This window comes from Chelativorans sp. AA-79 (assembly GCF_029457495.1).
In the GTDB taxonomy this organism is placed as follows: domain Bacteria; phylum Pseudomonadota; class Alphaproteobacteria; order Rhizobiales; family Rhizobiaceae; genus Chelativorans.
In genome coordinates, this window is record NZ_CP120361.1 from 4,555,294 (window position 1) to 4,578,773 (window position 23,480).

A 23,480-nucleotide genomic window follows, 5' to 3' on the forward strand; every position below is an offset into this window, starting at 1 on the left:
TTGATTTTGAGCGGACGTGTTCCCTGATGAAAACCTGCCATGCAACCGGTTGCGCGTCAAGTGAAGCAAGAGGCGATTATTCTCCGCTCCTCCGGCCTCAGCGCTGCCCGACCAAGCTGATCGCAGTCCCTGCCAGCACTTCGGCACAGCCGGGCGCAAAGGTGGCCGGCATGCCGTAATAGCGATGCGCCTCGTCCACCTCGTAGCCGCCATGGGCATATTCCTCGCGCGGCGGGATATAGCCGGGATTGTCCTCGGCAAAGCCGGCGATGAAGAGCGGCTTCGAGCCGAATGCCTGCCGGATCGAAAGCGCGGTGGCGGCAAAGATCTCGCCCGGCAGGCCGATGACGGGCAACCCGCCCCAGTCGAGCAGGGTCACGCGCGCGGGCAGCGGACGCATGTCGCGCCCCGCGACGGTCTCGGCCCAGCCGATCCAGGGCTTGAGCAGCGCGGCGCGCAACGGGTCGGCACCGGCGAGTTCTTCGCGCCAGGCCGCCGCGAGCGCCTCTGGCGCTTCCCTCTCGCGGCTTTCGAAGCGCAGATACACCTGCGCGTTCGCCGCGTGAACGTGATCGCCGAGCGGCAATGCAGAGGGGGTCTGCATCGCCGCTGCGGCGATACCCCGGCCAATCCGCTCCGCAGCCGCGAAGCTGCGATCCGGATTGGACGCGAGAGTCATGGACGCGTGAGCGGTATGGCCGGTATTCGCATCACCCACGCATCCAGTGAGAAAGATCGCGACCGCTCCCGGATGGGCTTCTTCCAGGGCGGTGCGTACATAGTGCGGGTAATCGGCGGTCCAGAGTGTGTTGTCGGCGCCGAGAACGACGGGATGGCAGGCATAGCCCGTCATCACCGCAAACACCTCTCCATCTTCGCCGCAAACCTTCAGCAGCGGCAGGGACCGGTCCAGCGGCCCGTCGGAGTGGCGGCGGTTGCGGGCGACGCCCGGGTCCGCCCCCAAGCCTGCATGGAGCCGGGCCGGACGCTGGCTCGCCACCGCCTCGTCTATGGCCCGCACGCAGGCATCTTCAAGCAAAGCGAGATAGTCCGGATCCGCCTTGGCGCCGAGCCGCCCCGGCATCGAGACCGGGCCGCCGTGGTTGTGGAGCGCGGCGACGATGACGCGCTCGTCGGGCAGCGTGCACCGGCGGCGGATGCGCGCGCTCATCTCGTGGTGCAGGCCGATCACATCGGCCACCGCGACCGCGGTGTCTTCCACCGCGAGCCCCCGCACCGTCAAGGGATCGTGGGCACCGCGCGCCGGTAGGGTCCGCGCGGCGAAACCGGACATGGCGAGCCCCGCAGGCGGGGTGACGTCGACGGCGGCAACCCCGGCACGGATCATGCGCGGAAGACCTCCTCTCCGGCCTTCCACACGGCATCGACCCGGAGAGGCTCGTCCGGCCCGCCAAGGAAGAAGCGCAGGAGATCCGCGCTTTCTCCGACGGCAAGGCGCCCGCGCCCGCCGAGGAAGCGTCCGGGATTGGCCGTCGCAAGGCGCAGCGCCTCCGCGAGCGAAAGCCCCGCCATGCGCATGGCGATCGGCACATTGGCGACCAGCGGAAGCCCGGCGCCGGCGAGATAGGGCGTACCCGCGATGCCGATCCTGCCATCCGCCCGCACTTCCACTTCGCCACCGATCGCCTGGGAATAGGTGCCGGGCGCCATGCCGGCAAGCGCCACACTGTCGGAAACGAGCAACGCGCGCTCGAGGCCCTTCGCCCGCAGCATCGCCTTGAAGGTCTCGGCAGGAAGGTGGTGGCCGTCGGCGATGAAACTTGCCGAAAGCCGGTCCTCGGCAAGCTGCGCCCAGATGAGGTTGGGGTGGCGCGGCAACATTGCGGCGACGCCGTTGCCGAGATGGGTGGAAAGTGACGCACCCGCTTTCGCCGCCGCGAAAACCTGCTCCGGGCTGGCGGCCGAGTGACCGAGAGCCACATGGACGCCCTGCGCCGTCACGGCGCGGATATAGGCGGGCGCGCCATCATGCTCGGGCGCCAGGGTGACCAGACGCACAAGGCCGCCGCCCGCCTTCTGCCACTGCGCGAACTCCTCCAGCGAGGGCGGACGCACATGGGCGGCCGGATGCGCGCCGCGCGGCCCGTCCGCCGGCGAGACGCTCGGCCCTTCCATATGGATGCCTGCGATGACCCGCCCGGTCAGTGCATCCGCGCGCGAGGCTTCCGCAATTGCGACCAACGCGGAGACCAACGCCTCCCTCGACGCGGTGATCAGCGTCGGCAGATAGGAGGTCACGCCGAGGCGGAGCAAGGTCCGGGTGAGTTCGATCACGCGCTCGGGCGTGAGCTTCCCGTCATTGAGGTCGATCCCGACATAGCCATTGACCTGCAGATCGATAAGGCCCGCCGCAATGTAGGCCTCGCCGGCATTTTTCTCGGGTGCGATCCCGGCGATGATCCCGTCCCGCACGGAAATGGCGATGCCTTCTCCCGTGGCCGGGTCACGGCCGGTGATCACGGTCCCGCTCGTCATAGGGCGCGCACCCGGTCACGGAAGCGGGCGATGAAGCGGGCATTCGCTTCGTCGCCCCCCGGCGCGTTGCCGCTGCGCCAGACGGGCGGCTCGATGCCGCGCTCCACCAGCTTCGCCACGGTGCGGATGACGAGGCAATTGAGCGCAAAGGCATTGGCGAAGGTGGAGATCGCCGCGATCCCTTCGCCCATGCCCGGCACGCGGACCACCGCGTCGCCGATCGGCACTTTCGTGTCGATGGCGATGTCCGCCACGTGGTGCAGGTTCTGCTTGCTCGGGTGGCGCGCCGGGTGGTCGGACGCCGTGTTCTCCGCATGCCCGCGTGAGCTCACCCCGATCAGGAAGGCGCCGCGCGAGCGCGCCTCCAGTGCCGCATCGATGAGCGCCGCGTTGATGCCGTAGGCATTGGCGAGGATCAGCACATCCGCCTCGCCCAGCCGCGCATTGGAGATGACCACGCGCCCGTATCCCGGCGTCCGCTCCATCGCCATGGAGCGAAGCGCGCCATTGGAAAGAAGCGTGCCTTCGTCCAGGATGGCGCTGATATGCATCAGCCCGCCGGCGCGGAAGAAGACCTCCTGCGTCGCAAGGTTCGAATGGCCGCCGGGCCCGAAAATGTGCACCAGCCTGTCCGCCGCGATCTGGTCGGCCAGCCTGGCAGCGGCGGCATCCATCGGCTCGCGCTCCTCGTCGAGAATACGCTGCATCAGCGCATGGGCTTGGCTCAGATAGCCCGCACAGAGCGCATCGGCATCAATGGTATCAGGCATCGGGATCTGCCTCCTTGTCCAGGAACAGAGTGCAATCGGGGTGCCGGCGCAAGATGCTCGCCGGGCACGCGGTGGTCACCGGCCCCCGCAGGGCGCCGCGGACGGCGTCTCTCTTGTGCGCTCCCGGCACGATGCAGAACAGACGGTCCGCGCGCAGAAGCCGGGGGATGGTGAGCGTGATCGCGCTCGGCGGCACCTCCTCCATGCTGGCGAAGCCCTGGTCGTCGATCTGCTGCCGGCGACAGATCTCGTCCAGCTCGATCACCTTCACGTCCCGGGGATCGTCGAAATCCGCCACGGGCGGGTCGTTGAACGCGATGTGGCCGTTGACGCCGATGCCGAGGCAAACGAAATCGATGGGCGCTTCGTCGAGGAGCCGTGCGTAACGGAGGGCCTCTTCCTCCGGGTCCGGCTCGGGCGCGAGCTTGTGCACCGCCTTGAAGGGAACCTTGCCGAAGAGATGCCGGTCGAGCCAGTTCGCGAAGCGTTGCGGCGCTTCGGGCGCGAGACCGATGAACTCGTCCATATGGAATGCGCTGACGCGGCGCCAGTCCACGCCTTCCGCCGCGCAAAGCTGCTCGAGCATGGAGGATTGGCTTGGCGCGGCGGCGAAAACCATGCGTACATGGTCCTGGTGGTGCAGGCGCTCGGCAAGCGCTGCCGCCACGGCAGCGGCCGCGGCCGCGCCCATCTTCTCCCGGTCCCGATAGGTTTCCACAAGAAGGTTTTCCACCCGGCGGGCGGAATCGGGCGAAGGTGACAAATCTGGTCGAGGAGAATGCAAGCGAAACTCCGGCATTGATTACAGGTTCCGGCAGGCGATCTTGCGCCGGTACGCCCACTATTATGTGCAACCGGTTGCATGTCAACGGCTTGCGTCGGCGCTTTCCTCATGCATTCTGCTTCCGGTACAGTGGAAACTGCGGAGAAGAGCTTTGCCGCTCGAGCGAAAAGGCGGGGTGACGATCAGCCAGGTGGCGGAGGCCGCCGGGGTGGCGCGTTCCAGTGTGTCGCGTGCCTACACCAAGCCGCATATGCTGAGCCCGGAGACGGTCGAGCACATCAAGGCGGTGGCCGAGCGCATGGGCTATGTGCCCAATCACACGGCACGCGCGCTCAGCACGGGGCGCAACGGGAATATCGCGCTTATCGTGCCCGATGTGGCCAACCCCTTCTTCCCTCCGCTGATCCGGGCGGCGCAGGTGGAGGCCGACCGGTTCGATTTCTGCGTCTTCCTCGGCAATTCCGACGAAGATCCCGAGAAGGAGGACAAGTTGCTCGGGCGCCTCTCCAGCCAGGTGGAGGGCGTCATTCTGGCTTCCCCCCGTCTTTCCGACAACCGCATTCTCGCGCATGCCTCGCTGAAGCCGATGGTGCTGATCAACCGCAATGTGGAAGGCATTCCGCGCGTCCTCATCGACAGCGGCATCGGCGTGGCGGAGGCCGCAAGACATCTCGCCGAGCTGGGCCACAAGCGCATCGTCTATGTCAGCGGGCCATCGGCATCCTGGTCGAACAAGCAGCGCCGCGCCGCCGTGCGCAAATCGGCCGCGGCACTCGGGCTGGAGCTCGGCATCCTCTCGGCCTCGGTGCCGAGCTTCGAAGCGGGGCTGCAGGCGGTGCCGTCCATCCTCGCCAGAAATGCCACGGCTGCGATCGCCTTCGACGACGTCATGGCGCAGGGCATCCTGGCGGGCTTGGCCGCGCGGGACGTGGCCGTGCCGAAGGATTTCTCCGTTGTCGGCTGCGACGATGCGCTGGGTCCCCTGGTGCTGCCGCCCCTGACCACCGTATCCAGCAGGTCGGTGGAAGCCGGCAAGCTCGCCGTCTCCCTGCTCATGGAGATGCTGCAGTCGCGGGCTCTCACCGACGCCTCCTATGTGCTGGAGACGCATCTCGTCGTCAGAGGGACCACCGACGGAGCACGAGAAGCCCGGCATCGGCCGCCTGCGGCGGCCTCCGCCGATCAGGCGGGCGGGCGGGCGACCGGCGGAACGTAGTCCTCAAGCTCCGGCGCCGGGAAGCGCACCGTCTGCCCCAGCTCCGCCGAGCGGTAGAGCGCCATCAGGATCTCCACCACCGCCACGCCGTCATGGAACGTCTCAAGCGGCTTCTCGCCCTTGCGGAAGCACTCGACCATGTGACGGTTCTCGTCCGTGTAACCGTAGACGCCGGGCTCGTCTTCCAGGACCGGCATCAGGCCCTGCTCGGCATTCTGCTTTTCCACCAGATCCTCGCCTTCCGAACCGGTGACGGCGCGGGACATGAAGACCTTGAGCCCGGTGCCGAGCGAATTGAACTCCATCGCATATTCGGGCCCCAGCAGCTCGAGCTGGATGCGCAGGCCGGCCCCCACATAGGCCCAGGACGTGGTGGCCTCGATCATCAGTTCGTTGCCGTTCTCGTCTTCGAGCTCCACCGTGCCGCGCGCAAAGTCCTCGGACGGACGGTTGCGGTAATCCACTTCCGAGCCATACCGCTGGCGGAGCGCATCCGCATAGTGCGGGCGCGTCCATTTGAGGTTGGCAACCGTGCCGTTGACAGCCTTGACCTTGAGCGAGTCGCGCGGGGCGCCCGGCGCGGTCAGCAGGTGGCGCGCCACCTCCACGCTATGACACATCATGTCGGAAAGCACCCCGCCGCCCTGCTGGTCGCCCCTCCAGAACCAGGCCTCATGCGGACCGGAATGCTCTTCCGCGGCCCGGGCGAGATAAGGCCTGCCGGTGGTGGAGGCTGCGCGGCGCCAGATGATCTCCTTGCCGCGCAGGACCGGCGTGCAGAAGACCTGGTTCTCCAGATAGCCGTGATCGAGGTCCGCATCCTCCGCCAGGCGCAGCATCTCGCGGGCCTCCGCGACAGTCCGCGCAAGCGGCTTCTCGCAGGCGACGGCAAAGACCTTGCTGCGACCTGCCTTCACCTCCTCGTGCAGCGAGCGCATGACATCGAGGCGGGTGTGATTGGGCGAGAGAATCCAGACCGCATCGACGTCCTCGGCGCCGAACAGGCTCTCCAGGCTTTCATGAGCGGTGCAGGCGCCGAGCCCCAGTTCGTCCACCATGGCGACGATCTGGTCACGCTTCCCGGCGCTTCGGCTGTAGACGCCGGTCACCTCCACATTGCGCACGCCGACCATGGAGCGCAGATGGAATTGGGCAATGAAGCCGGAGCCGACAAATCCGATCCTGAGCTTCTCCTTCGACAGGTCCGTCATCTTCCTCTCCCTCATGCTGATTTCCGGTGGCTGCGCCGGCCGCGCATCGGCGCCGTCGAGCCCCGCGTCTGAAAGGCAGTCGGCATCATGATGATTTCGCCGACGTGGCTTTCGCCGCGCATGACCTCGAGAAGGAGGCGCATGGCTTCCCGGCCGATCGCGATGCGCGGCTGGCTCACCGTGGTGAGCGGCGGATAGAATGCCTGGCTCAGGAAGATGTCGTCGAAACCCACGACCGAAACGTCACCCGGCACGCCAAGCCCCATCACCCTCAATTCATTGATGGCGCCGAAGGCCATCTCGTCATTGGCGGCGAAGATCGCGGTCGGCGGCTCCGGCAAGGAGAAGAGCTCTCGGCAGAGCCGCTCGCCGGAGGGAAGGAGATAGTCGCCAATGACCTCGTAGCCCGCGGGGATTTTCAAACCGGCCGCGCCCATGGCCCGTCGGTAGCCCTCCCGCCGCAGCGTGGCCATGGTTTCCGGAACGGGCCCGGCGATATGGGCGATGCGCTTGTGGCCGAGCGAGATCAGGTGCTCCACCGCTTCGCGAGCAGCCCCGGTATTGTCGATCATGACATGCGGAAAGCCACTGTGCTCGATCGGCTCCAGCGCCACGACGACAGGCAGCGCGGCCAGGTCCTGCGGCAGGACGTCATCCTCCGGCAGCTTGCCGGTGATGAGGATCATCCCGTCCGCGTGGCCGTCCCGCAGCATGTTGAAATATTCGATCTCGCGCTCGGGGTTGTTCTCGGTATTGCCCATGAGCACGGAATAGCCGGCCTCGCGCGCGGCCGCCTCCACACCCTTCATGATGTCGAGATAGAAGGGGTTACCGACGTCGCGCACCACCAGGAGAACGGCCATCGAGCGCTGCGTGCGCAGATTGCGGGCGCTGACATTGGGCCGGTAGTTGAGGCGCCGGGCCGCTTCACGGATGCGGCTGCGCGTCGGCTCCGCCACCAGCCCGGAATCGCTCAGCGCGCGCGACACGGTCGCCGGCGAAACGCCGAGCGCTGCCGCGATGTCCTTGATCCTGGCTCTGCTCATGCGCGCATGGCCCGCCCGCGACCATAGAACATCATGAGGATAAGAAGCGTGACGCCGAAGATCATCTGGCGCCCTGATTCGTCGATGTTGATGGTGGTGAGGATGCTTTGGAGGATGACGAGCAGCACGGCGCCCGCCATCGTGCCCGTATAGCCGCCCTTGCCGCCGGAAAGGGGCGTACCGCCCAGTACCACGGCGATGATGGAGGGCAGCATGTAGAGCTCTCCCACATTGGCGAAGGAGGTGCCCGCATAGCCGATCAGGCAGAGCCCGGCCAGAGCCGCGAAGGCGCCCGAAAGGGCAAAGAGCGAGATGCGGATGAGCCGCACCGGAACGCCGGCCAGCATGGCGGCCTGCTCGTTGGAGCCTACGGCATAAACGCGGTAGCCGAAGACGGTGCGCCTGAGGAGGAAAGCCATCACCAGGCCGATCAGCACCCAGAGCCATATGATGCCCGGCAGCCCGAGCAGAAACGGCCGGGTGACGAATTCGGACAAGGCAGGTGCGGCCCGCCCCGACGGCACGCCCTGGCGGATGACGACAAGCAGACCCTGCAGCACGCCAAGCATACCGAGCGTCATCACGAGCGGGGGAATGCGCAGCAGCGTCACGCCGATCCCATTGAAGGTGCCGACGAGCGCGCCTGCCGCAACACAGGCGAAGATCGCGGGCAGGATGCCGGCATCCGAGCCGCTCATCGCATTGCCGGCAAGGATCGCGCTCAGCGAGACGACGCCGCCCACGGAAAGGTCTATGCCCTCGCGCCCGCCAAGGATCACGAGATTCTGCCCCGCCGCCACGATGCCCAGGAGCGCCGCCACGATCAGAAGACGCAGGATCTGCTGCAGCGAGGCGAAGCCCGGCGACAGAACCTCTCCGAGTGCAAGCAGGAGCACGATCAGCACCAGTGCCACGACGAGCGGCTGCCGCATCAAGTTCGCCGGCGAAATGCGCGACGCTTCCTCCCTGCCCGCCGCTTCCACGCTCATGCCCGCGCCCTCCGCGTGACCATGATGCCCAGCATCAGAGCGATGAGAATCGCGAGCCCTTGGACCAGATTCTGCCACTGGGAGGGCGTGCCGGCATAGAAGACGAGGGAGCTGATGAGCCCGATGATCAGCGCCCCGAGCACCGACCCCAGGACCGAGCCGCGTCCGCCGGAAAGAGCCGTACCGCCAAGTACGACGGCGGCGACCGAATAAAGCGTCATCGCGCCGCCCACCAGCGGATCGCCGCTTGCCGTGTCGCCGGTGATGCAGAGCGCGGCCAAGGCCGAGAACAGGCCACAGAGCATATATCCCTTGACGCGGATCGCCGTGACCGGCAGACCGCCTTGGAATGCCTTGAACGCGTCGTCGCCGACGGCCAGCATCTGCACCACCAGCCTGGTGCGGGTGGCGGCCACCAGGATGACCGCCAGGGCGGCCACCACATAGAAGACGAAGGGGATCTCGAAGAACCGGCCGCCATAGGTCCGCCAGTAGGCGTCCGGGGCGGGCGTGCCGGCCACCGGCAGCACATAGAGCGCCATCCCGGTGAAGAGAATGCTCGTGGCGAAGGTGGCGACGATCGCCTGCAGGCGCAGCACCGCCACCACAAAGCCGTTCAGGAGGCCGCAGGCCAGCCCCGTCATGACCCCGACCGCACAGGCCGCGAGCACGGCTATCCCGCCGCCGCCCCACTGCTCCATGAGAACAATGATGACGCAGTTGACGAGCGAGAGGATCGCCCCCACGGACAGGTCGATATCGGCCGCATAGACGACATAGGTCTGGGCGACCGCAAGCAGCATCAGCGCGAGATAGGTGCTGATCAGTCCGGTGATCGCACGGAAACCGAGGCTGTTCGGCTGGAACCAGCCGTTCAGCGCCAGGAGCGCGACGAGGATGATCAATGCCGGCAGGAACGGGAAGCGCTCCACCAACCCGGCAAGGCCGGAACGGGAGGACCCCCGCCTTATCGTCTCGGTCGCGCTCATCAGGCGGCCTCATATGCGGCGTGATAGAGATTGTAGCGGGTGCGGTCCGCGCCCTTGAGCTCGCGGCTTACCGAACCGCTGTTGAAAACCAGAATGCGGTCCGCGTTGGCGAGCAGTTCGGCATCCTCCGACGAATAGAGCACGATGCCCATGCCCTCCGCGGCGAGCGAGCGGATCAGCACGAAGAGGTCGCTCTTGGCCTGCAGATCGATGCCCTTCGTGGGGTCGTCGAGCAAAAGCACATCCGGCCGGTCGATCAGCCAGCGGGCGATGACGATCTTCTGCTGGTTGCCGCCTGAGAGGGCGTTCACCGGCTGATCGAAGCCGGCAAAGCGCGTCTTAAGGGCAGAAAGCGGCTTTGCCGCACGCTCGCGCAGGCTCCCCGGCCGCACCAGCGAGAGCTTGTTGCGCAGGAAATGGATCGGTGTGACGTTCTCCAGGATGGGTCTGCCATGCACCACGCCATCACGCCCCCGGTCGCCGGAGACATAGGCGAGCCCGCAGCGGATCGCCTCGCGCGGAGAGCGCAGCGTCCGCACTGCACCCTTCACCTGGATCGTGCCCTGGGCGGCCGGGCTGATGCCGAAAATCGAGCGCAGCAAGGCCGACTGGCCCTGACCGTGCAGGCCGCCGAGACCCAAAATCTCGCCGCGCCGCACCTCGAAGCCGACACCGGCGAAGCCTTGCCCGCCCAAGTCTTTTACGGAGAGCACGACCTCGCCCCCCGCCTCCGCGGCTTCAGGCGGAGCGCCACCGATTTCCGCCGGCCCGCCGGTTTCCCCGATCATCAAGCGGATGATGCTCGCCGGATCGGTTTCGGAAATCAATGACGTAGCCACCGTCTCGCCGTCGCGGATGACGGTCACGCGGTCTCCGATGGCGAAGATCTCGTCCATGCGGTGGGAGATGAAGACGATGGCCCGGCCTTCGGCTTTCAACGCGCGCAGGACCTCGAAGAACCGTTCCACCTGGGAGCGGTCGAGGGAGGAGGTCGGCTCGTCGAATATGAGAATGGGCGCCTCGGTGGCGAGCGTCTTCATGATCTCGACGAGTTGGCGCTGGTCCTCACGCAGATGCTCCACCGGCATGTCTGCCGAGAAGCCTTCGCCGGCCACATCCGCAAAGCGGGCGATATAGCGCTCGGCCACCGTGTTCAGCTGGTCGCGGTCGACGAAAATGCTGCCTTTGCCCGGCAGTTCGGGCAGACCGATATTCTCCGCCACGCTGCGGTGGGCGGCAAGGCTCAGTTCCTGATAGAAGGTCGCAATACCGAGTGCCCGCGCAGCGCGCGGCCCGTCGATGGAGACCGGCTTGCCGTCGATCAGCACCTCGCCCGCATCGGGACGCACGCTGCCGGCGACGATCTTGCAGAGCGTGCTCTTGCCCGAACCGTTCGAGCCGATGAGCACGTGGACCTCGCCTTCCCTGAGGTCGAAATCACCCCGGCTGAGCGCAACGGTCGCGCCGTAGGTTTTGCGCGCGCCGCGAATCGTGAGTTTAGACATGGGCGGACACCTGGGACGCGGAAGCACGCCCGCAAACGAGCGCGCTCCCGCTTCGGAGGAGGAGCTTACTTGAAGAGCGCCTCGGCTTCTTCGATGGAAAGCGAGTCCGTATAGGAATAATAACCCGGCTTCCCCTCGAGCTCGGCGTGGATCTCCTCCACATTGTCCTTGTCGATGAACGGGATATCCAGATAGAGCGCGTTGCCGTACTGCCCGGCATCCGCCGGCTCCTTGAGCTCGCGGCCCTGCAGCATGAAGACGGCGACGTTCAGCGCACTCGCCATCACGCCGGGAGGATTGACCGAAGCGCCGGAATTCAAGTCGTTCTCGACCCAGAGATCGATGAAGTCCTTGCGGATCTCGCCCGTCGCGGCGATCTGGTCCGTCTTTCCGGCATCCATGATCGAGCGCCAGGCGCCCGCCGCCATGCCGTCCTGCACCCACACGCCGTCGATATCCGGATAGGTGGCGAGGATGTTCTGCATGGCCTGCTGGCCCTGCGCCTGATCCCAGTTGGCGTTCACCTCGTTCACGACCTTGATGTCGGGGTATTCCTCAAAGACGCTGCGATAGCCGGCAACGCGCATCTCGTTCGCCGGATGGCCGGCGACGCCGTTGATGGCGACCACCTCGCCCTCGCCGCCGAGCGTCTCGGCAAGCCACTTGGCGCCGGCCGCACCCCAGGCGGTCTGGTCGATTCCAACATAGATCGCGTCCTGCGAGGAGACCTCGGCATCCGTGGAGATCACCAGGATCCCCGCTTCCTTGGCCTGTGCGAAGACAGGGTCGAACGCCGTCGGGCTGTTCGGGTTGATGATGATGGCGTCAACGCCCTGGTTGATGAAATTGCGCACATGGGCGATCTGGCCGGGCACGTCGACATTGGCGCTCTGCACGACCACCTCGACATTCACGCCCCGTTCCGCCCACTTCTTGGCGGCTTCCTGCGCCTCCTCGATCATCTGCGTGCGCCACTCGCTGCCCACCCAGCCGTTCGAGAGGCCAATCGTGAAGTCCTGCGCGCCGGCGCCGAACGCCGAAAGCATCAAAGCGCCGGCAGCCGCGGCAAGAATTGCGGGTTTCTTGGTCATCTTCTCCTCCACTGAGCCCGATGAAATCGATTTCAATAGAGATTGTGTAGCAGAAGTCGAAGCGCTGTTCCAGAGGAAGACGGAGGATTTCCACCTGCCGCGGCACAACTTCCAGCGCTCCCCGAGCATCCGCTTTCGGCGGATGGATCAGTGAGGGACTGCGCCGGCATATGCGTTTGCCTGCGCCTCGCGGGGAGGGCCGCGGAACAAATCGCGCAGTTCCGGCACCTTCGTCGGCCTAGACCACGTTCTCGCGCCCGCCCGTTTCGGCGGAGCGGAGCAGCGCGTCGATCAGACGGTGCACCTTCAAGGCCTCGCGCCCGCTCACTTTCGGCTGCCGGTCTTCCTCGATCGCATCGAGGAAATCCGTGAGCACCGCGCGGTGATGATCGTGCGGAAAGGCCATGGGATCAGCACCCGCGCCGCCGCCTGGCACACCGTCATCCTGCCGCACCTCCGTGCCGTCGTGAAACTGTGCGAGCAGCGCCGTTCCCTCGATGCGGGCGGTCCCCTTCGTGCCGATCAACTCGACCGAATCCGGCGTGCCGGGATAGGCGCAGGTGGTAGCGCTGATGGTGCCGATCGCACCATTGGCGAAGCGGAACGCGCCGGCGGCGAGATCCTCCGTCTCCATGCGGTGGACGGGGGTGGTGACTGCGTATGCAGTGACTTCCTCCGGAAGCCCGGCGAGCGAAATCAGGAGGTCGAGCGTGTGAATGCCCTGGGTGAGCAGAACGCCGCCGCCGTCGCGCGCCTTGGTGCCGCGGCCGGGCTCGTCGTAATAGCTTTGGGGGCGCCAGTTCGCGAGCTTGGCGGATGCTCCGACCAGGTCACCCAGCCTGCCCTCCGCGATCAGCCGGGCAAGCGCGGTGTTTACCGGCCGGAAGCGATGCTGCAGCACGACCCCGAGCTTGACGCCCGCATGCTCCGCCGACTCGACCATCCGCCGGGCACGGTCCGTCGAGATCTCCAGCGGCTTCTCGACAAGCACATGCTTGCCGGCTTTCGCCGCCGGCTCCGCCAGATCGAGATGCGCGTTGGGCGGTGTCAGCACCATCACCGCATCGATGGAGCCATCCTCAAAGACCGGATCGATCTCATGGACGACCGGCAAACCCCAGAGCTCGGAGAAGGCGTTGCGGCGTGTTTCGGTGGGACTGTAGGCGGCCGCCACCTCGACGCGGTCCTGCAGATCGAGCAGGCTCTTGGCATGGGGCGTGGATGCCATGCCAAGGCCGATGACTGCAATGCGCTTCCTCCTCAAGGCTTCCTCCCTAGAATGCGTAACGCTCCACCGCCGTCATGACCCCGCGCAGCTCAGCGAGGCCCTTCAGCCTTCCGATGCCAGAATAGCCGGGATTCACCTTCTTGCCGATGTCGTCGACGATGAGATGTCCATGATCCGGCCGTATCGGAATCGTCGCATCCGCGCGCCCCTCGGCCGCGCGCCGGCGCTCCTCCTTCAGGAGCTCGTACACGACGCCGACCATGTCGACATCTCCGCCGAGATGCTCCGACTCATGGAAGGAACCGTCCGGCTCATGCTTCACGTTGCGCAGATGCGCGAAGTGGATGTCTGATGCGAACTCCCGCGCCATGGCGACCAGGTCGTTCTCGCGGTTCGCCCCGTAGGAACCGGTGCAGAGCGTGATGCCGTTGGACGGCGACTTCACCGCGTCGATGAGTGCTCGGGCATCGGCCGCCCTGCAGACGACGCGCGGCAATCCGAAGATGGGGAAAGGCGGATCATCCGGATGGATCGCCAGTTTCACGCCGGCCTCTTCGGCCACGGGCACGATCTCGCGCAGGAAGGCGAAGAGGCTCTCGCGGAAGCCTTCCACCGTAAGATCGCGGTAGACGTCGAGCATGCGGCGGAAACTCTCGCGGTCATAGACGAATTCGCGCGCCGGCACCCACTCGATGAGGTTGCGTTCGAGGCGGGCAAGATCGCTCTCGCTCATGGAAGCGAGCCGCCTGGCGGCCGCCTCGATGCGCTCGGCCGTATAGTCGGCTTCCGCGCCGGGGCGTTTCAGAACCAGCACGTCATAGGCGCAGAACTCCACCGCATCGAAGCGCAACGCAGTGCCGCCGTGGGGCATCGGATAATCGAGATCGGTGCGCGTCCAGTCGGTGATCGCCATGAAATTGTAGCAGACGGTGCGGATGCCGGCCGCCGCGACCGCGCGGATCGACGCTTTATAGTTATCAAGATATTCCCGGTAATTGCCCGTCCGTGTCTTGATGGTCTCGTGGACGACGATGCTTTCAACCACATCCCAATCGAGGCCTGCCTCCTCGATGATCGCCTTGCGTCTGGCGATCTCGTCGGCGGGCCAGGCACGTCCGTCATTCAAATGATGCAGCGCGCTGACAATGCCCACTGCCCCCGCTTGGCGCACATGCGCCAGCGTCACCGGATCGTCGGGTCCGAACCAGCGCCAGGTCTGCTTCATTCAGTTCACTCCTTCTTGCGACGCCAGTTCGATTGCGGCCTGCGCGCCCTTCTGGCGGATGTTTTCAAGGTGGCGGGCCACTGTCTTCACGAGTCCTTCGCCCGCTTCCCCGGTCACCGCATCGAAACCGGCCACGGCGAAGATCCGGCGGACCGCTTCCTCTGCCGAATGTTTGCCGGCAAATATTGCACCTAAATCCCTGTCCAACGGATCGGTGAAATGCCCCGAAGGCAATGCCTCCCCGCGCGCCTCGCAGCAGGTGATCCATGCGGCGACCGCGAGCATCAGATGAGTGACCGGACCTCCCTCGGAAAGCCGCGTGCGCGCCGTCGCGAGGATCCTCTGCGGCAGTTTCTGGCTGCCATCATTGGCGATCTGCGCCGTGCGATGCACGAGAGCCGGATTGGAAAAGCGCTCCGCCAAGGCGGCTGTGTAGGCATCCGGGTCCAGCCCGGCATTCTTCGGCAGGGTGGGGATCGCTTCCGCCCAGAGCCGATCGACGAAGCTGCGAATCGCCGGATCCGTAAAGGCTTCGGACACGCTTTCGCGCCCGCAGAGCAGACCGAGATAGGACAGGCCGGAATGGGCGCCATTGAGCAGCCTGAGCTTCATGTCCTCGAACGGCCGGACATCGCTCACCATCGTGACGCCAGAGCGCTCCCATGCGGGCCGGCCGAGGGTGAAACGGTCTTCCACAACCCATTGCATGAAGGGCTCCGTCTTCACCGGCCAGGCATCGTCCAGGCCGATGGTGGCGGAAACACGGGCACGGTCCTCATCCGTGGTGGCGGGTACGATGCGGTCGACCATCGTGGAGGGGAAAGCCACCTCCTGCTCGATGTAGCGAGAGAGTTCGGGATCGACGGCCTCTGCAAACTGCAGCACCAGCCGCCGCACCGTCTCGCCATTCGACGGGAGATTGTCGCAGCAGAGCACGGTGAAGGGTGGGACTCCCGTCCGACGGCGTTCAACGAGAGCGGCGACGAGGAAGCCGTGGACGGTGCGCGGATTGGAAAGACCGGTGATGTCGGCCGCGACATCCGGATTGGCCAGATCGAGATCGCCCGCCGCATTGCGCAGATACGCCTTCTCGGTCACGGTCAGGGTGACGATCCGGGTGGCGGGGTCGGCCATGCGGGCGACCAGCGCCGCCGGGTTTTCCGGCGCGACGAGCAGTGCCCGAAGCGAGCCGATTACCCGCAGCCTCTCGCCGGAAGCATCCTGCACAGCCAGCGTATAGAGCCCATCCTGGGGGCTGAGCGCATCGCGCGTGTCGGCACTGCGGAGCGAGGCTCCGACAATGCCCCACTCCGTCTCGCCGGCGGCCAGACAATCATCCACATAGACCGCCTGGTGAGCGCGATGGAACGCTCCGACGCCGAGATGGGCGATACCGGGAACGACCTTCGCCACGTCGTATTTCGGGAGATCGCAACCGGTTGCGGACTGCAATGTTTTCATCGAGAGCCGGTCGAGGCCCATGGATTCTCCTCCTCCAAGCCGTTGGCGATAGGCCCGCTGCCCCACTACAACGGGCGTCCCTGCGGCGCAATCCAAAATTCATCATACAACCACAACATTTTTGTATGTTGACATGGCCTTTCCTGCCTTCTAGCGATATGGCGAGACAGCCGAATGGGAGGAGGACCGGCAAGCGATGGCTTCACTCATCGACCGCGACGTGCTTTTTCCGGCCGAACCGAAGGTGCGCTCGCTGGCCCGCACGCTCTACGACACCGTCGCCGGCCTGCCTCTCGTCAGTCCGCACGGGCACACCGATCCGCGCTGGTATGCTCTGGACGAGCCATTCCCCGATCCTGCACGGCTTCTGATCGTCCCGGATCACTACATCTTCCGCATGCTCTTCAGCCAGGGCATCGCGCTCGAGGATCTGGGCGTCGCCCGGCACGACGGCGGCCTGGTGGAGCAGGACGGAAGGCGGATCTGGCGGCTCTTCGCGGAGAACTACTTCCTCTTCCGCGGTACACCGACCCGCCTCTGGATGGATTATGTGCTTTCCGAGCTGTTCGGGATCGAGGAGCCGCTTTCTGGCGCGACCGCCGACAGGGCCTATGACCAAATCGCCGAACACCTTGCGGAACCTGCCTTCAGGCCGCGGGCGCTCTTCGAGCGCTTCAATATCGAGGTCATCGCCACCACCGAAGGTGCCCTCGACGATCTCTCCTGGCACAAACGAATCCGCGAGAGCGGCTGGAAAGGCCGGGTCGTCACCGCCTACCGGCCCGATGCCGTCGTCGATCCGGATTTCGAGGGCTTTTCAGGGAACCTGGACCAGCTCGGAGAGATCACCGGCGAGGATACCGGTACATGGCAGGGCTATCTCGATGCCCACCGCAAGCGCCGCGCCTTCTTCAAGACGTTCGGTGCAACGTCCTCGGACCACGGGCACCCGAACGCGGCGACGGAGAATTTGAGCGTTTCCGAGGCGGCCGCCCTCTTCGACCGCGTGCGCACGGGCAGGGCGGATGCCGCCGAGCGCAACCGCTTCCGCGCGCAGATGCTGACCGAGATGGCGAAGATGAGCCTCGACGACGGGCTCGTCCTGCAGATCCATCCGGGATCCTGGCGCAACCATTCGCCCGGCATGATGGCGCGTTTCGGCCGCGACAAGGGCTTCGATATCCCGACTCGTACCGACTATGTCGCGGCACTCAAGCCGCTGCTCGACGCGGTCGGTCTGGAACGCGACCTGACGGTCATCCTCTTCACGCTCGACGAAAGCACCTATTCGCGGGAGTTGGCGCCGCTCGCCGGCGTCTATCCCGCGCTCAAGCTCGGGCCGGCCTGGTGGTTCTACGACAGCGCGGAAGGCATGCGCCGCTTTCGCGAGCTCACCACGGAGACGGCCGGCTTCTACAACACGGTCGGTTTCAACGACGACACGAGGGCCTTTCCGTCGATCCCGGCCCGGCACGACATCGCACGGCGCGTCGACTGCGCGTTTCTCGCGCGCCTCGTGTCGGAACACCGACTCAGGGAGGACGAGGCTTTCGAACTGGCCAAGGAACTTGCCTATACGCTCGCAAAAAAGGCGTATCGGCTCTGACGGGCACATGGCCCGAATGCAAACGGGAGGAAAGACGATGTTGCATTTCTCGAAGATCGCGGCCGCCGCGTCGGCTGCAGCCATGATGATGGTGGGAGTGGCCAGCGCGCAGACGGTGCTGCGCTCATCCGACACCCATCCCGACGGCTATCCGACCGTCGAGGCGGTGAAATATTTTGGAGAGTTGGTCAAGGAGCGCACCGACGGCCGTTATGAGGTGGAGGTCTACCATTCCGCCCAGCTCGGCCAGGAGGCAGACACGATCGAGCAGGTGCGCTCGGGTGTGATCGACCTGAACCGCGTCTCCATGGCGCCGTGGAACAGCCTCGTTCCTGAAACGCTGATCCCGTCGCTGCCCTATCTCTTCCGCTCGCCCGAACACGCCAGAAACGTGATGAGCGGCCCGATCGGCGACGAGATCGCCGAGGGTTTCGAGCAGCACGGCGTGGTGCTTCTGGCCTATTACGACGGCGGCGCACGCTCCTTCTACAACTCCCGGAAGGAGATCAACTCGCTGGAGGACCTGAAGGGGATGAAATTCCGCGTCATCCAGTCCGACGTGTTCGTCGACATGGTTGCCGCGCTCGGCGCGTCGGCAACGCCCATGCCCTATGGCGAGGTCTATTCCGCGATCGAGACGGGCGTCATCGACGGCGCGGAGAACAATTTCCCGAGCTATGAATCCGCCAAGCATTTCGAGGTGGCGAAATATTACTCGCTCGACGAGCATACGATCGTGCCGGAGGTTTTCGTGATGTCGAAAACCGCCTGGGACAGGCTCACGCCCGAGGATCAGGAGATCTTCAAGCAGGCCGCCCGTGAGTCCATGGAGCGGCAGTGGGAGTTGTGGGACGCACGCGTGGCGGAATCGCGCAAGATCGTGGAGGACGCGGGTTCCGTGATCACGACGCCCGAAAAGCAACCCTTCATCGACGCGATGAAGCCCGTCTACGACAAATATGTGAATACGCCCGAACTCCAGGACCTGGTGAAGCGCATCCAGGAAACGGAAGGCTGATCCGAAAAAAATGGGGCGGACCGGCCGACGCTTCGGTCCGCCCGAAATCCCCGCGGCCTCTTCGCAGGGCAAGGAACAAGAAATGCCTGAACCGATCGGCGATTCGTCGACAAACCGGCAACGCGATCTGCCCCTGATCACCCGGCTGTTGTCCCGGCTCTCCGACGCCGCGCTCTATATCGCCGGCGCGGGCCTCGTGGCCATGTCGGTCATCGTCCTCTGGCAGGTCATCGTCCGCTTCATCCTCAACTGGAACAACAGCTGGACCGAACTGACCGCGATCCTGATCATGAGCTGGTTCATCTTCCTGGGCGCGGCAGTGGGCGTGCGGGAGAACTATCATCTCGGCTTCGACGTGCTTTTGTATGTGCTGCCGAAGGGCAGCAAGAAAGTGCTGCGCACCATCTCGGACCTCGTCGTGATCGCCTTCTCCGCCGGCATGATCTTCTATGGCTGGCAGCTCATGAACCTGCAGTGGAACGAGCGGATGCCTGCCCTCGGCATTTCCGGCGCTTTCCGCTACCTGCCGCTCGCAGCAGGCGGCGTGCTCATCCTGCTCTTTTCCGCCGAACGGATCGCGCTTCGCTGGTCCGGCGTGGATGTCGACCAGGACCTCCACGACGCGGACGATATCTCCACCGTGGCTGAAGCAAGGGAAGTCTGATGGCGAGCTGGATCCTTTTCGGTACCTTCGCGACCCTGATGCTCATCGGCACGCCGATCGCATTCTGCCTGGGTGTCGCGAGCTTCGCGGCCGTCCTCTATATCGGCCTGCCGCCGCTCGTCGTCTTTCAGCAGATGAATTCGGGCATGAGCGTTTTCACGCTGCTCGCCATTCCCTTCTTCATCTATGCCGGCGATCTCATGGTGCGCGGAGGCATCGCCCAACGCATCGTCGCCTTCGCAGGTTCGCTCGTGGGGCATATGCGCGGCGGCCTCGGCCAGGTGAACATCGCCGCATCGACTCTTTTCGGCGGCATCTCCGGATCGGCGGTCGCGGAAGCCGCCGCCGTCGGCGGGCTGATGATCCCGCAGATGAAGGCGCGCGGCTACGGCGCCGATTACGCCGTCAACATCACCTCCATGGCGGCGCTCATCGCGCTGCTCCTGCCGCCTTCCCACAACATGATCATTTATTCGATCTCGGCCGGCGGCAAGATCTCGATCGCCGACCTGTTTACCGCCGGCATCATACCGGGCCTGCTGCTCGCCGTCGCGCTGATGACGACCGCCTATCTGGTCGCCCGCAGCCGAGGTTATCCGGTGGAAGCCTTTCCGGGCTTTTCGAGGGTAGGCTGGTTTTTCATCAATTCCCTGCCCGGACTGCTCCTCATCGGGATCATCTTCGGCGGCGTCCGCTCCGGTGTGTTCACCGCGACGGAGAGTTCATGCATCGCCGTATTCTATGCGCTGCTGGTCACCCTCCTGATCTACCGTTCGATGAGCTGGCAGAACTTCCTTCACGCCACGCTGGGCGCGGTACGGACCACGGCGATGGTGCTCCTGATCATCGGCACGGCCGCCTCCTTCTCCTGGCTCATGGCCTATCTGCGGGTACCGGCCGAGCTGACCGACTTCCTCAACAGCATCTCGCAGAACCCGCTGGTCATCCTGCTCCTGCTCAACATCCTGATGCTCTTCCTCGGCACCTTCATGGACATGGGGCCGATGATCATCATCACCACGCCGATCTTCCTGCCGGTCGTCTCGTCCTACGGCATCGACCCCGTCCATTTCGGCGTGATCATGATCCTGAACCTGGGCATCGGCCTCAACACGCCGCCGGTGGGTGCGGTCCAGTTCGTCGCCTGCGCGGTGGGGAAGATCAGCGTTTGGCAGGCCATGCGCAGCATCTGGCCCTTCTATTTAGCGGGGTTGGTGGTTCTCGGGCTCGTCACTTATGTGCCCGCCATCTCGCTCTGGCTGCCAAGCGTGTTCCGGTAGGAGAAACGATGGCCCTGGACCCCTCAGCCGACATAAGGCTGCAACGCAAGCCCAAGCTTTCCGAGCGCGTGGTGGCCGCCGTGCGGGCGCAAATCCTCTCCGGCGACTACCGCCCCGGCGAAAAGCTGCCGACGGAGAGCCGCCTGACCGATCTTTTCGGCGTCAGCCGGACCGTGGTGCGCGAGGCGATCGCCACGCTCGCAGCCGACGGGCTGGTCGAATCGCGGCAGGGAGCCGGCGTGTTCGTGCGCGAGCGGCCGGCAATGGCCTTCAGTTCCATCACGGCCGAGATCAGCAACAAGATCTCCTACGCGCTCAATGTCATCGAAGTGCGCATGGGGCTGGAGATCGAGAGCGCCGGGCTCGCTGCGCTCAGGCGCAACGGCGCGCAGGAGGCCGCGATCCAGGAGGCGTTTTTCGAGTTCGACCGATTGCTCGCCATCGGCGAAGCGACCGGAAGGACGGATTTCGAGTTCCATCGCGCCATCGCGGTGGCCACGAACAATCCATTCTATGTGGAGGTGCTGGATGCGTTGGGCATGCGCGCCATCCCCTGCGACATCACCTCTCCCTGGGGCACCGACAGCGTGCTTTCGCGGGAATACCAGGAAGGGCTCCAGGTCGAGCACCTCGCAATCCTGAAGGCGATTTCGGCGGGGGATGCCGAGGCGGCCAGGCAGGCGATGCGGCACCATCTGACGGCGAGCCAGCAGCGCTATCGCACACGCCTCAACGGCCAGCAGGCGGACTATCGTTTCAGCCGCCCGCTGGCCCCGACGGACAATCAGGACAGTTAACAAAAGCGGAGAGCCCGATGAGCGAGAGCCATATGAACTATTCGATCCGCCATGCCATCGACCCGGCCGCGGCGGCGCGCATGGGCACGGAAGAGCTGCGCACCAATTTCCATGTGCCTGGGCTCTTCGAGGCCGGCCGCATCAACCTCACCTATACGCTCTACGACCGGATGATCGTGGGCGGCGCCGTACCGACCGGTACTGCCCTGGCTCTGGAGACGATCAAGCCCACGGGGACCCCGAACTTCCTCGACCGGCGCGAACTCGTCGTCGTCAATATCGGCGGCGCGGGCAAGATCACGACCGATGGCGAGACGCATTCGCTCGCCACGCGCGACATGCTTTATGCCGGCATGGGAAGCAGCGTGGCCTTTGCTTCCGACGATCCGGGCAACCCGGCCAAATTCTATCTTCTGAGCGCTCCCGCGCACTCTAAGCACCCAACCAAGCTGATCCGCATCGGCGATGCCAAGCGCCTCGACCTGGGCGGCCAGGAAACCTCGAACGAACGCTCGATCTTCCAGTTCATCCATCCGGAAGGCGCCAGGACCTGCCAGCTCGTGGTCGGCATGACCACGCTCGGCACGGGCTCCGTCTGGAACACCATGCCTCCCCATGTGCACGACCGGCGCATGGAGGCCTATCTCTATTTCGACCTGCCCGAGAATGCCCGCGTCTTCCATCTGATGGGCGAACCCGCGGAGACACGGCACATCGTCATGGCCAACGAGGAAGCGGTGATCTCACCGCCCTGGTCGATCCATTCGGGCTGCGGCACCGCCAATTACACCTTCGTCTGGGCGATGGCCGGCGACAATGTCGACTATACGGACGTCGACCCGGTACCGCTGGAGACCATGCGATGACGTCGACCTTCAGCCTTTCCGGCCGGAGGATCATGGTCACCGGCGCCAATACCGGCATCGGCCAGGGCATCGCCGTGGCCGCCGCCCGTGCCGGCGCCAGTGTGCTGGGAATCGGCCGTTCGTCCATGGACGAGACGGCGGAGCGCGTGGCAGCGGAGGGAGCACAGTTCACGGCGCTTTCCTGTGATCTTGCCGATGCCGCTGTGGCGCGCTCCATGTTCGACCAGGCTTGGGAACATGGGCCCATCGACGGCCTCGTCAACAATGCGGGCATCATCCGCCGCGCCGACGCGGTCGATTTCACCGAGGTCGACTGGGACGAGGTGATGGATATCAACCTGAAGACGCTCTTCACGCTGTGCCAGGCCTTCGGGCGTAAGCTGATCACCGGCGACAGGCGCGGCAAGATCGTCAACATCGCCTCGATGCTCTCCTTCCAAGGGGGCATCCGCGTCGCCTCCTACACGGCCTCGAAGCACGGCGTCCTGGGCATCACGCGGCTGCTCGCCTGCGAGTGGGCGGCGAAGGGCATCAATGTCAACGCCGTGGCGCCCGGTTATATCGAGACGAACAACACCGAAGCCTTGCGAAACGACCCGGAGCGCAGCGCCGCCATCCTCGGCCGCATTCCGGCGGCGCGCTGGGGCCGGCCGGAGGATATCGGCGACGCGGCCGTGTTCCTGCTCGCGCCCGCTTCGGACTACATGCATGGTGCCGTTATCCCGGTCGACGGCGGCTGGCTGGCTCGTTGAGGAAATATCATGTCTGACACCAAACTCTTCGCGCGGAAGACGGAGGGCGAATGGACCGATCTCGGCGGCGGCAACCGCCGCCGGGTTCTGCTCCATACGGACGAGCTGATGATGGTGGAATTCGCCTTCGAGGAGGGCGGCATCGGCGCGCCGCATTCCCACCCGCATGTGCAGGCGAGCTATGTGGCGGAAGGCAGTTTCGAGGTCACGGTAGGCGACAAGACCACGCTCCTCTCGGCGGGCGATTCCTTCATCGTGCCTTCGAATACGGTCCACGGCGTCAAAGCGCTGGAGGCGGGTCGACTGGTGGACAGTTTTACCCCGAAGCGGGCGGACTTCCTGTAAAAGCGCTTCGGGCCCATCGGTACCGCCCGTTCCGCAGCGACGCTTGTGGCGAGCGCTTGGAGGTTCCGGGCCCCCGTTGACAGGGCTTCACAAAGCTGGGCCAATATCCCCCAATGGCGCAATGTTCATTCGGCCGGGAGG

22 protein-coding genes are annotated in these 23,480 nt (G+C 65.3%); 9 read left to right on the forward strand and 13 right to left on the reverse strand.

The features are described 5' to 3' along the window. Positions 1-97: 97 nt before the first annotated feature. From PVE73_RS22275 to PVE73_RS22290, 4 genes are read right to left on the reverse strand one after another with little or no spacing between them, the layout of a single operon-like run. On the reverse strand, positions 98-1,348 hold the full coding sequence (locus PVE73_RS22275; RefSeq protein WP_277364345.1) for an alkaline ceramidase: 1,251 nt from the start codon (positions 1,346-1,348) through the stop codon (positions 98-100). Further along, positions 1,345-2,496 (reverse strand): amidohydrolase family protein, encoded by a 1,152-nt coding sequence (locus PVE73_RS22280; RefSeq protein ID WP_277364346.1) that lies wholly within the window; start codon positions 2,494-2,496, stop codon positions 1,345-1,347. The genes PVE73_RS22275 and PVE73_RS22280 overlap by 4 nt, the downstream gene beginning before the upstream one ends. After that, on the reverse strand, positions 2,493-3,266 hold the full coding sequence (locus PVE73_RS22285) for an SIS domain-containing protein (protein ID WP_277364347.1): 774 nt from the start codon (positions 3,264-3,266) through the stop codon (positions 2,493-2,495). Before PVE73_RS22285 ends, PVE73_RS22280 begins: the two co-directional genes overlap by 4 nt. Next, the gene (locus PVE73_RS22290) at positions 3,259-3,984 is read right to left on the reverse strand and encodes a 6-phosphogluconolactonase (protein ID WP_277364348.1); all 726 of its coding nucleotides are present in this window, start codon (positions 3,982-3,984) and stop codon (positions 3,259-3,261) included. The genes PVE73_RS22285 and PVE73_RS22290 overlap by 8 nt, the downstream gene beginning before the upstream one ends. Before the next feature lie 217 nt (positions 3,985-4,201). Between PVE73_RS22290 and PVE73_RS22295 the strand changes: the two genes are divergently transcribed. Next, positions 4,202-5,266: a LacI family DNA-binding transcriptional regulator gene (locus tag PVE73_RS22295; RefSeq protein ID WP_277364349.1), complete on the forward strand. Its 1,065-nt coding sequence runs from the start codon at positions 4,202-4,204 to the stop codon at positions 5,264-5,266. On the opposite strand, the gene PVE73_RS22300 is transcribed toward PVE73_RS22295, so the two are convergent. The 9 genes from PVE73_RS22300 to PVE73_RS22340 form a co-directional block, all read right to left on the reverse strand. Next, complete coding sequence (locus tag PVE73_RS22300; protein ID WP_277367550.1) at positions 5,233-6,477, reverse strand: Gfo/Idh/MocA family oxidoreductase; 1,245 nt, start codon at positions 6,475-6,477, stop codon at positions 5,233-5,235. The two genes, PVE73_RS22295 and PVE73_RS22300, sit on opposite strands and share 34 nt — an antisense overlap. An 11-nt stretch (positions 6,478-6,488) precedes the next feature. Next, entirely contained in the window at positions 6,489-7,523 is a 1,035-nt protein-coding gene (locus PVE73_RS22305) for a LacI family DNA-binding transcriptional regulator (protein ID WP_277364350.1), read from the reverse strand. After that, the gene (locus PVE73_RS22310) at positions 7,520-8,512 is read right to left on the reverse strand and encodes an ABC transporter permease (protein ID WP_277364351.1); all 993 of its coding nucleotides are present in this window, start codon (positions 8,510-8,512) and stop codon (positions 7,520-7,522) included. Before PVE73_RS22310 ends, PVE73_RS22305 begins: the two co-directional genes overlap by 4 nt. Next, on the reverse strand, positions 8,509-9,501 hold the full coding sequence (locus tag PVE73_RS22315; protein WP_277364352.1) for an ABC transporter permease: 993 nt from the start codon (positions 9,499-9,501) through the stop codon (positions 8,509-8,511). The genes PVE73_RS22310 and PVE73_RS22315 overlap by 4 nt, the downstream gene beginning before the upstream one ends. Next, the gene (locus PVE73_RS22320) at positions 9,501-11,006 is read right to left on the reverse strand and encodes a sugar ABC transporter ATP-binding protein (RefSeq protein ID WP_277364353.1); all 1,506 of its coding nucleotides are present in this window, start codon (positions 11,004-11,006) and stop codon (positions 9,501-9,503) included. The genes PVE73_RS22315 and PVE73_RS22320 overlap by 1 nt, the downstream gene beginning before the upstream one ends. A 65-nt stretch (positions 11,007-11,071) precedes the next feature. Further along, complete coding sequence (locus PVE73_RS22325; protein WP_277364354.1) at positions 11,072-12,097, reverse strand: ABC transporter substrate-binding protein; 1,026 nt, start codon at positions 12,095-12,097, stop codon at positions 11,072-11,074. Between the two features lie 238 nt (positions 12,098-12,335). Beyond that, positions 12,336-13,361, reverse strand: a complete 1,026-nt coding sequence (locus tag PVE73_RS22330; protein ID WP_277364355.1) for a Gfo/Idh/MocA family oxidoreductase — start codon at positions 13,359-13,361, stop codon at positions 12,336-12,338. Between the two features lie 10 nt (positions 13,362-13,371). Continuing rightward, entirely contained in the window at positions 13,372-14,550 is a 1,179-nt protein-coding gene (uxuA, locus tag PVE73_RS22335; RefSeq protein ID WP_277364356.1) for a mannonate dehydratase, read from the reverse strand. Beyond that, a complete protein-coding gene (locus PVE73_RS22340) occupies positions 14,551-16,032 on the reverse strand; it encodes a mannitol dehydrogenase family protein (protein WP_277364357.1) in 1,482 nt (493 codons plus the stop codon). It abuts the gene before it with no gap. 175 nt (positions 16,033-16,207) lie between these two features. On the opposite strand from PVE73_RS22340, the gene uxaC reads away from it, so the two are divergent. The 8 genes from uxaC to PVE73_RS22380 all read left to right on the forward strand — a co-directional run bounded on the left by uxaC (position 16,208) and on the right by PVE73_RS22380 (position 23,339). After that, positions 16,208-17,617: a glucuronate isomerase gene (uxaC, locus tag PVE73_RS22345; protein ID WP_277364358.1), complete on the forward strand. Its 1,410-nt coding sequence runs from the start codon at positions 16,208-16,210 to the stop codon at positions 17,615-17,617. Between the two features lie 37 nt (positions 17,618-17,654). Beyond that, on the forward strand, positions 17,655-18,635 hold the full coding sequence (locus PVE73_RS22350) for a TRAP transporter substrate-binding protein (RefSeq protein ID WP_277364359.1): 981 nt from the start codon (positions 17,655-17,657) through the stop codon (positions 18,633-18,635). Between the two features lie 82 nt (positions 18,636-18,717). Beyond that, the gene (locus PVE73_RS22355; protein ID WP_277364360.1) at positions 18,718-19,299 is read left to right on the forward strand and encodes a TRAP transporter small permease; all 582 of its coding nucleotides are present in this window, start codon (positions 18,718-18,720) and stop codon (positions 19,297-19,299) included. Further along, positions 19,299-20,579, forward strand: coding sequence for a TRAP transporter large permease (locus tag PVE73_RS22360; protein ID WP_277364361.1), 1,281 nt, complete (start codon positions 19,299-19,301; stop codon positions 20,577-20,579). Before PVE73_RS22355 ends, PVE73_RS22360 begins: the two co-directional genes overlap by 1 nt. An 8-nt stretch (positions 20,580-20,587) precedes the next feature. After that, a complete protein-coding gene (locus PVE73_RS22365; protein ID WP_277364362.1) occupies positions 20,588-21,376 on the forward strand; it encodes a FadR/GntR family transcriptional regulator in 789 nt (262 codons plus the stop codon). Positions 21,377-21,393: 17 nt separating this feature from the next. Then, positions 21,394-22,242 (forward strand): 5-dehydro-4-deoxy-D-glucuronate isomerase, encoded by an 849-nt coding sequence (gene kduI / locus PVE73_RS22370; protein WP_277364363.1) that lies wholly within the window; start codon positions 21,394-21,396, stop codon positions 22,240-22,242. Next, positions 22,239-22,994 carry a 2-dehydro-3-deoxy-D-gluconate 5-dehydrogenase KduD gene (kduD, locus tag PVE73_RS22375; protein WP_277364364.1) on the forward strand — a complete coding sequence of 252 codons (756 nt, stop codon included), beginning with the start codon at positions 22,239-22,241 and terminating at the stop codon, positions 22,992-22,994. The genes kduI and kduD overlap by 4 nt, the downstream gene beginning before the upstream one ends. Positions 22,995-23,003: 9 nt before the next feature. Then, a complete protein-coding gene (locus tag PVE73_RS22380) occupies positions 23,004-23,339 on the forward strand; it encodes a cupin domain-containing protein (protein WP_277364365.1) in 336 nt (111 codons plus the stop codon). Positions 23,340-23,480 lie beyond the last annotated feature (141 nt).

Excerpts from the sequence above, each read along its gene's own strand:
- PVE73_RS22275 (WP_277364345.1), bottom strand. The coding sequence starts at position 1,348 with ATGATCCGTGCCGGGGTTGCCGCCGTCGACGTCACCCCGCCTGCGGGG.
- PVE73_RS22280 (WP_277364346.1), bottom strand. The coding sequence starts at position 2,496 with ATGACGAGCGGGACCGTGATCACCGGCCGTGACCCGGCCACGGGAGAA.
- PVE73_RS22285 (WP_277364347.1), bottom strand. The coding sequence starts at position 3,266 with ATGCCTGATACCATTGATGCCGATGCGCTCTGTGCGGGCTATCTGAGC.
- PVE73_RS22300 (WP_277367550.1), bottom strand. The coding sequence starts at position 6,477 with ATGACGGACCTGTCGAAGGAGAAGCTCAGGATCGGATTTGTCGGCTCC.
- PVE73_RS22305 (WP_277364350.1), bottom strand. The coding sequence starts at position 7,523 with ATGAGCAGAGCCAGGATCAAGGACATCGCGGCAGCGCTCGGCGTTTCG.
- PVE73_RS22310 (WP_277364351.1), bottom strand. The coding sequence starts at position 8,512 with ATGAGCGTGGAAGCGGCGGGCAGGGAGGAAGCGTCGCGCATTTCGCCG.
- PVE73_RS22315 (WP_277364352.1), bottom strand. The coding sequence starts at position 9,501 with ATGAGCGCGACCGAGACGATAAGGCGGGGGTCCTCCCGTTCCGGCCTT.
- PVE73_RS22320 (WP_277364353.1), bottom strand. The coding sequence starts at position 11,006 with ATGTCTAAACTCACGATTCGCGGCGCGCGCAAAACCTACGGCGCGACC.
- PVE73_RS22325 (WP_277364354.1), bottom strand. The coding sequence starts at position 12,097 with ATGACCAAGAAACCCGCAATTCTTGCCGCGGCTGCCGGCGCTTTGATG.
- uxuA (WP_277364356.1), bottom strand. The coding sequence starts at position 14,550 with ATGAAGCAGACCTGGCGCTGGTTCGGACCCGACGATCCGGTGACGCTG.
- PVE73_RS22340 (WP_277364357.1), bottom strand. The coding sequence starts at position 16,032 with ATGGGCCTCGACCGGCTCTCGATGAAAACATTGCAGTCCGCAACCGGT.
- uxaC (WP_277364358.1), top strand. The coding sequence starts at position 16,208 with ATGGCTTCACTCATCGACCGCGACGTGCTTTTTCCGGCCGAACCGAAG.
- PVE73_RS22350 (WP_277364359.1), top strand. The coding sequence starts at position 17,655 with ATGTTGCATTTCTCGAAGATCGCGGCCGCCGCGTCGGCTGCAGCCATG.
- PVE73_RS22355 (WP_277364360.1), top strand. The coding sequence starts at position 18,718 with ATGCCTGAACCGATCGGCGATTCGTCGACAAACCGGCAACGCGATCTG.
- PVE73_RS22360 (WP_277364361.1), top strand. The coding sequence starts at position 19,299 with ATGGCGAGCTGGATCCTTTTCGGTACCTTCGCGACCCTGATGCTCATC.
- PVE73_RS22365 (WP_277364362.1), top strand. The coding sequence starts at position 20,588 with ATGGCCCTGGACCCCTCAGCCGACATAAGGCTGCAACGCAAGCCCAAG.
- kduI (WP_277364363.1), top strand. The coding sequence starts at position 21,394 with ATGAGCGAGAGCCATATGAACTATTCGATCCGCCATGCCATCGACCCG.
- kduD (WP_277364364.1), top strand. The coding sequence starts at position 22,239 with ATGACGTCGACCTTCAGCCTTTCCGGCCGGAGGATCATGGTCACCGGC.
- PVE73_RS22380 (WP_277364365.1), top strand. The coding sequence starts at position 23,004 with ATGTCTGACACCAAACTCTTCGCGCGGAAGACGGAGGGCGAATGGACC.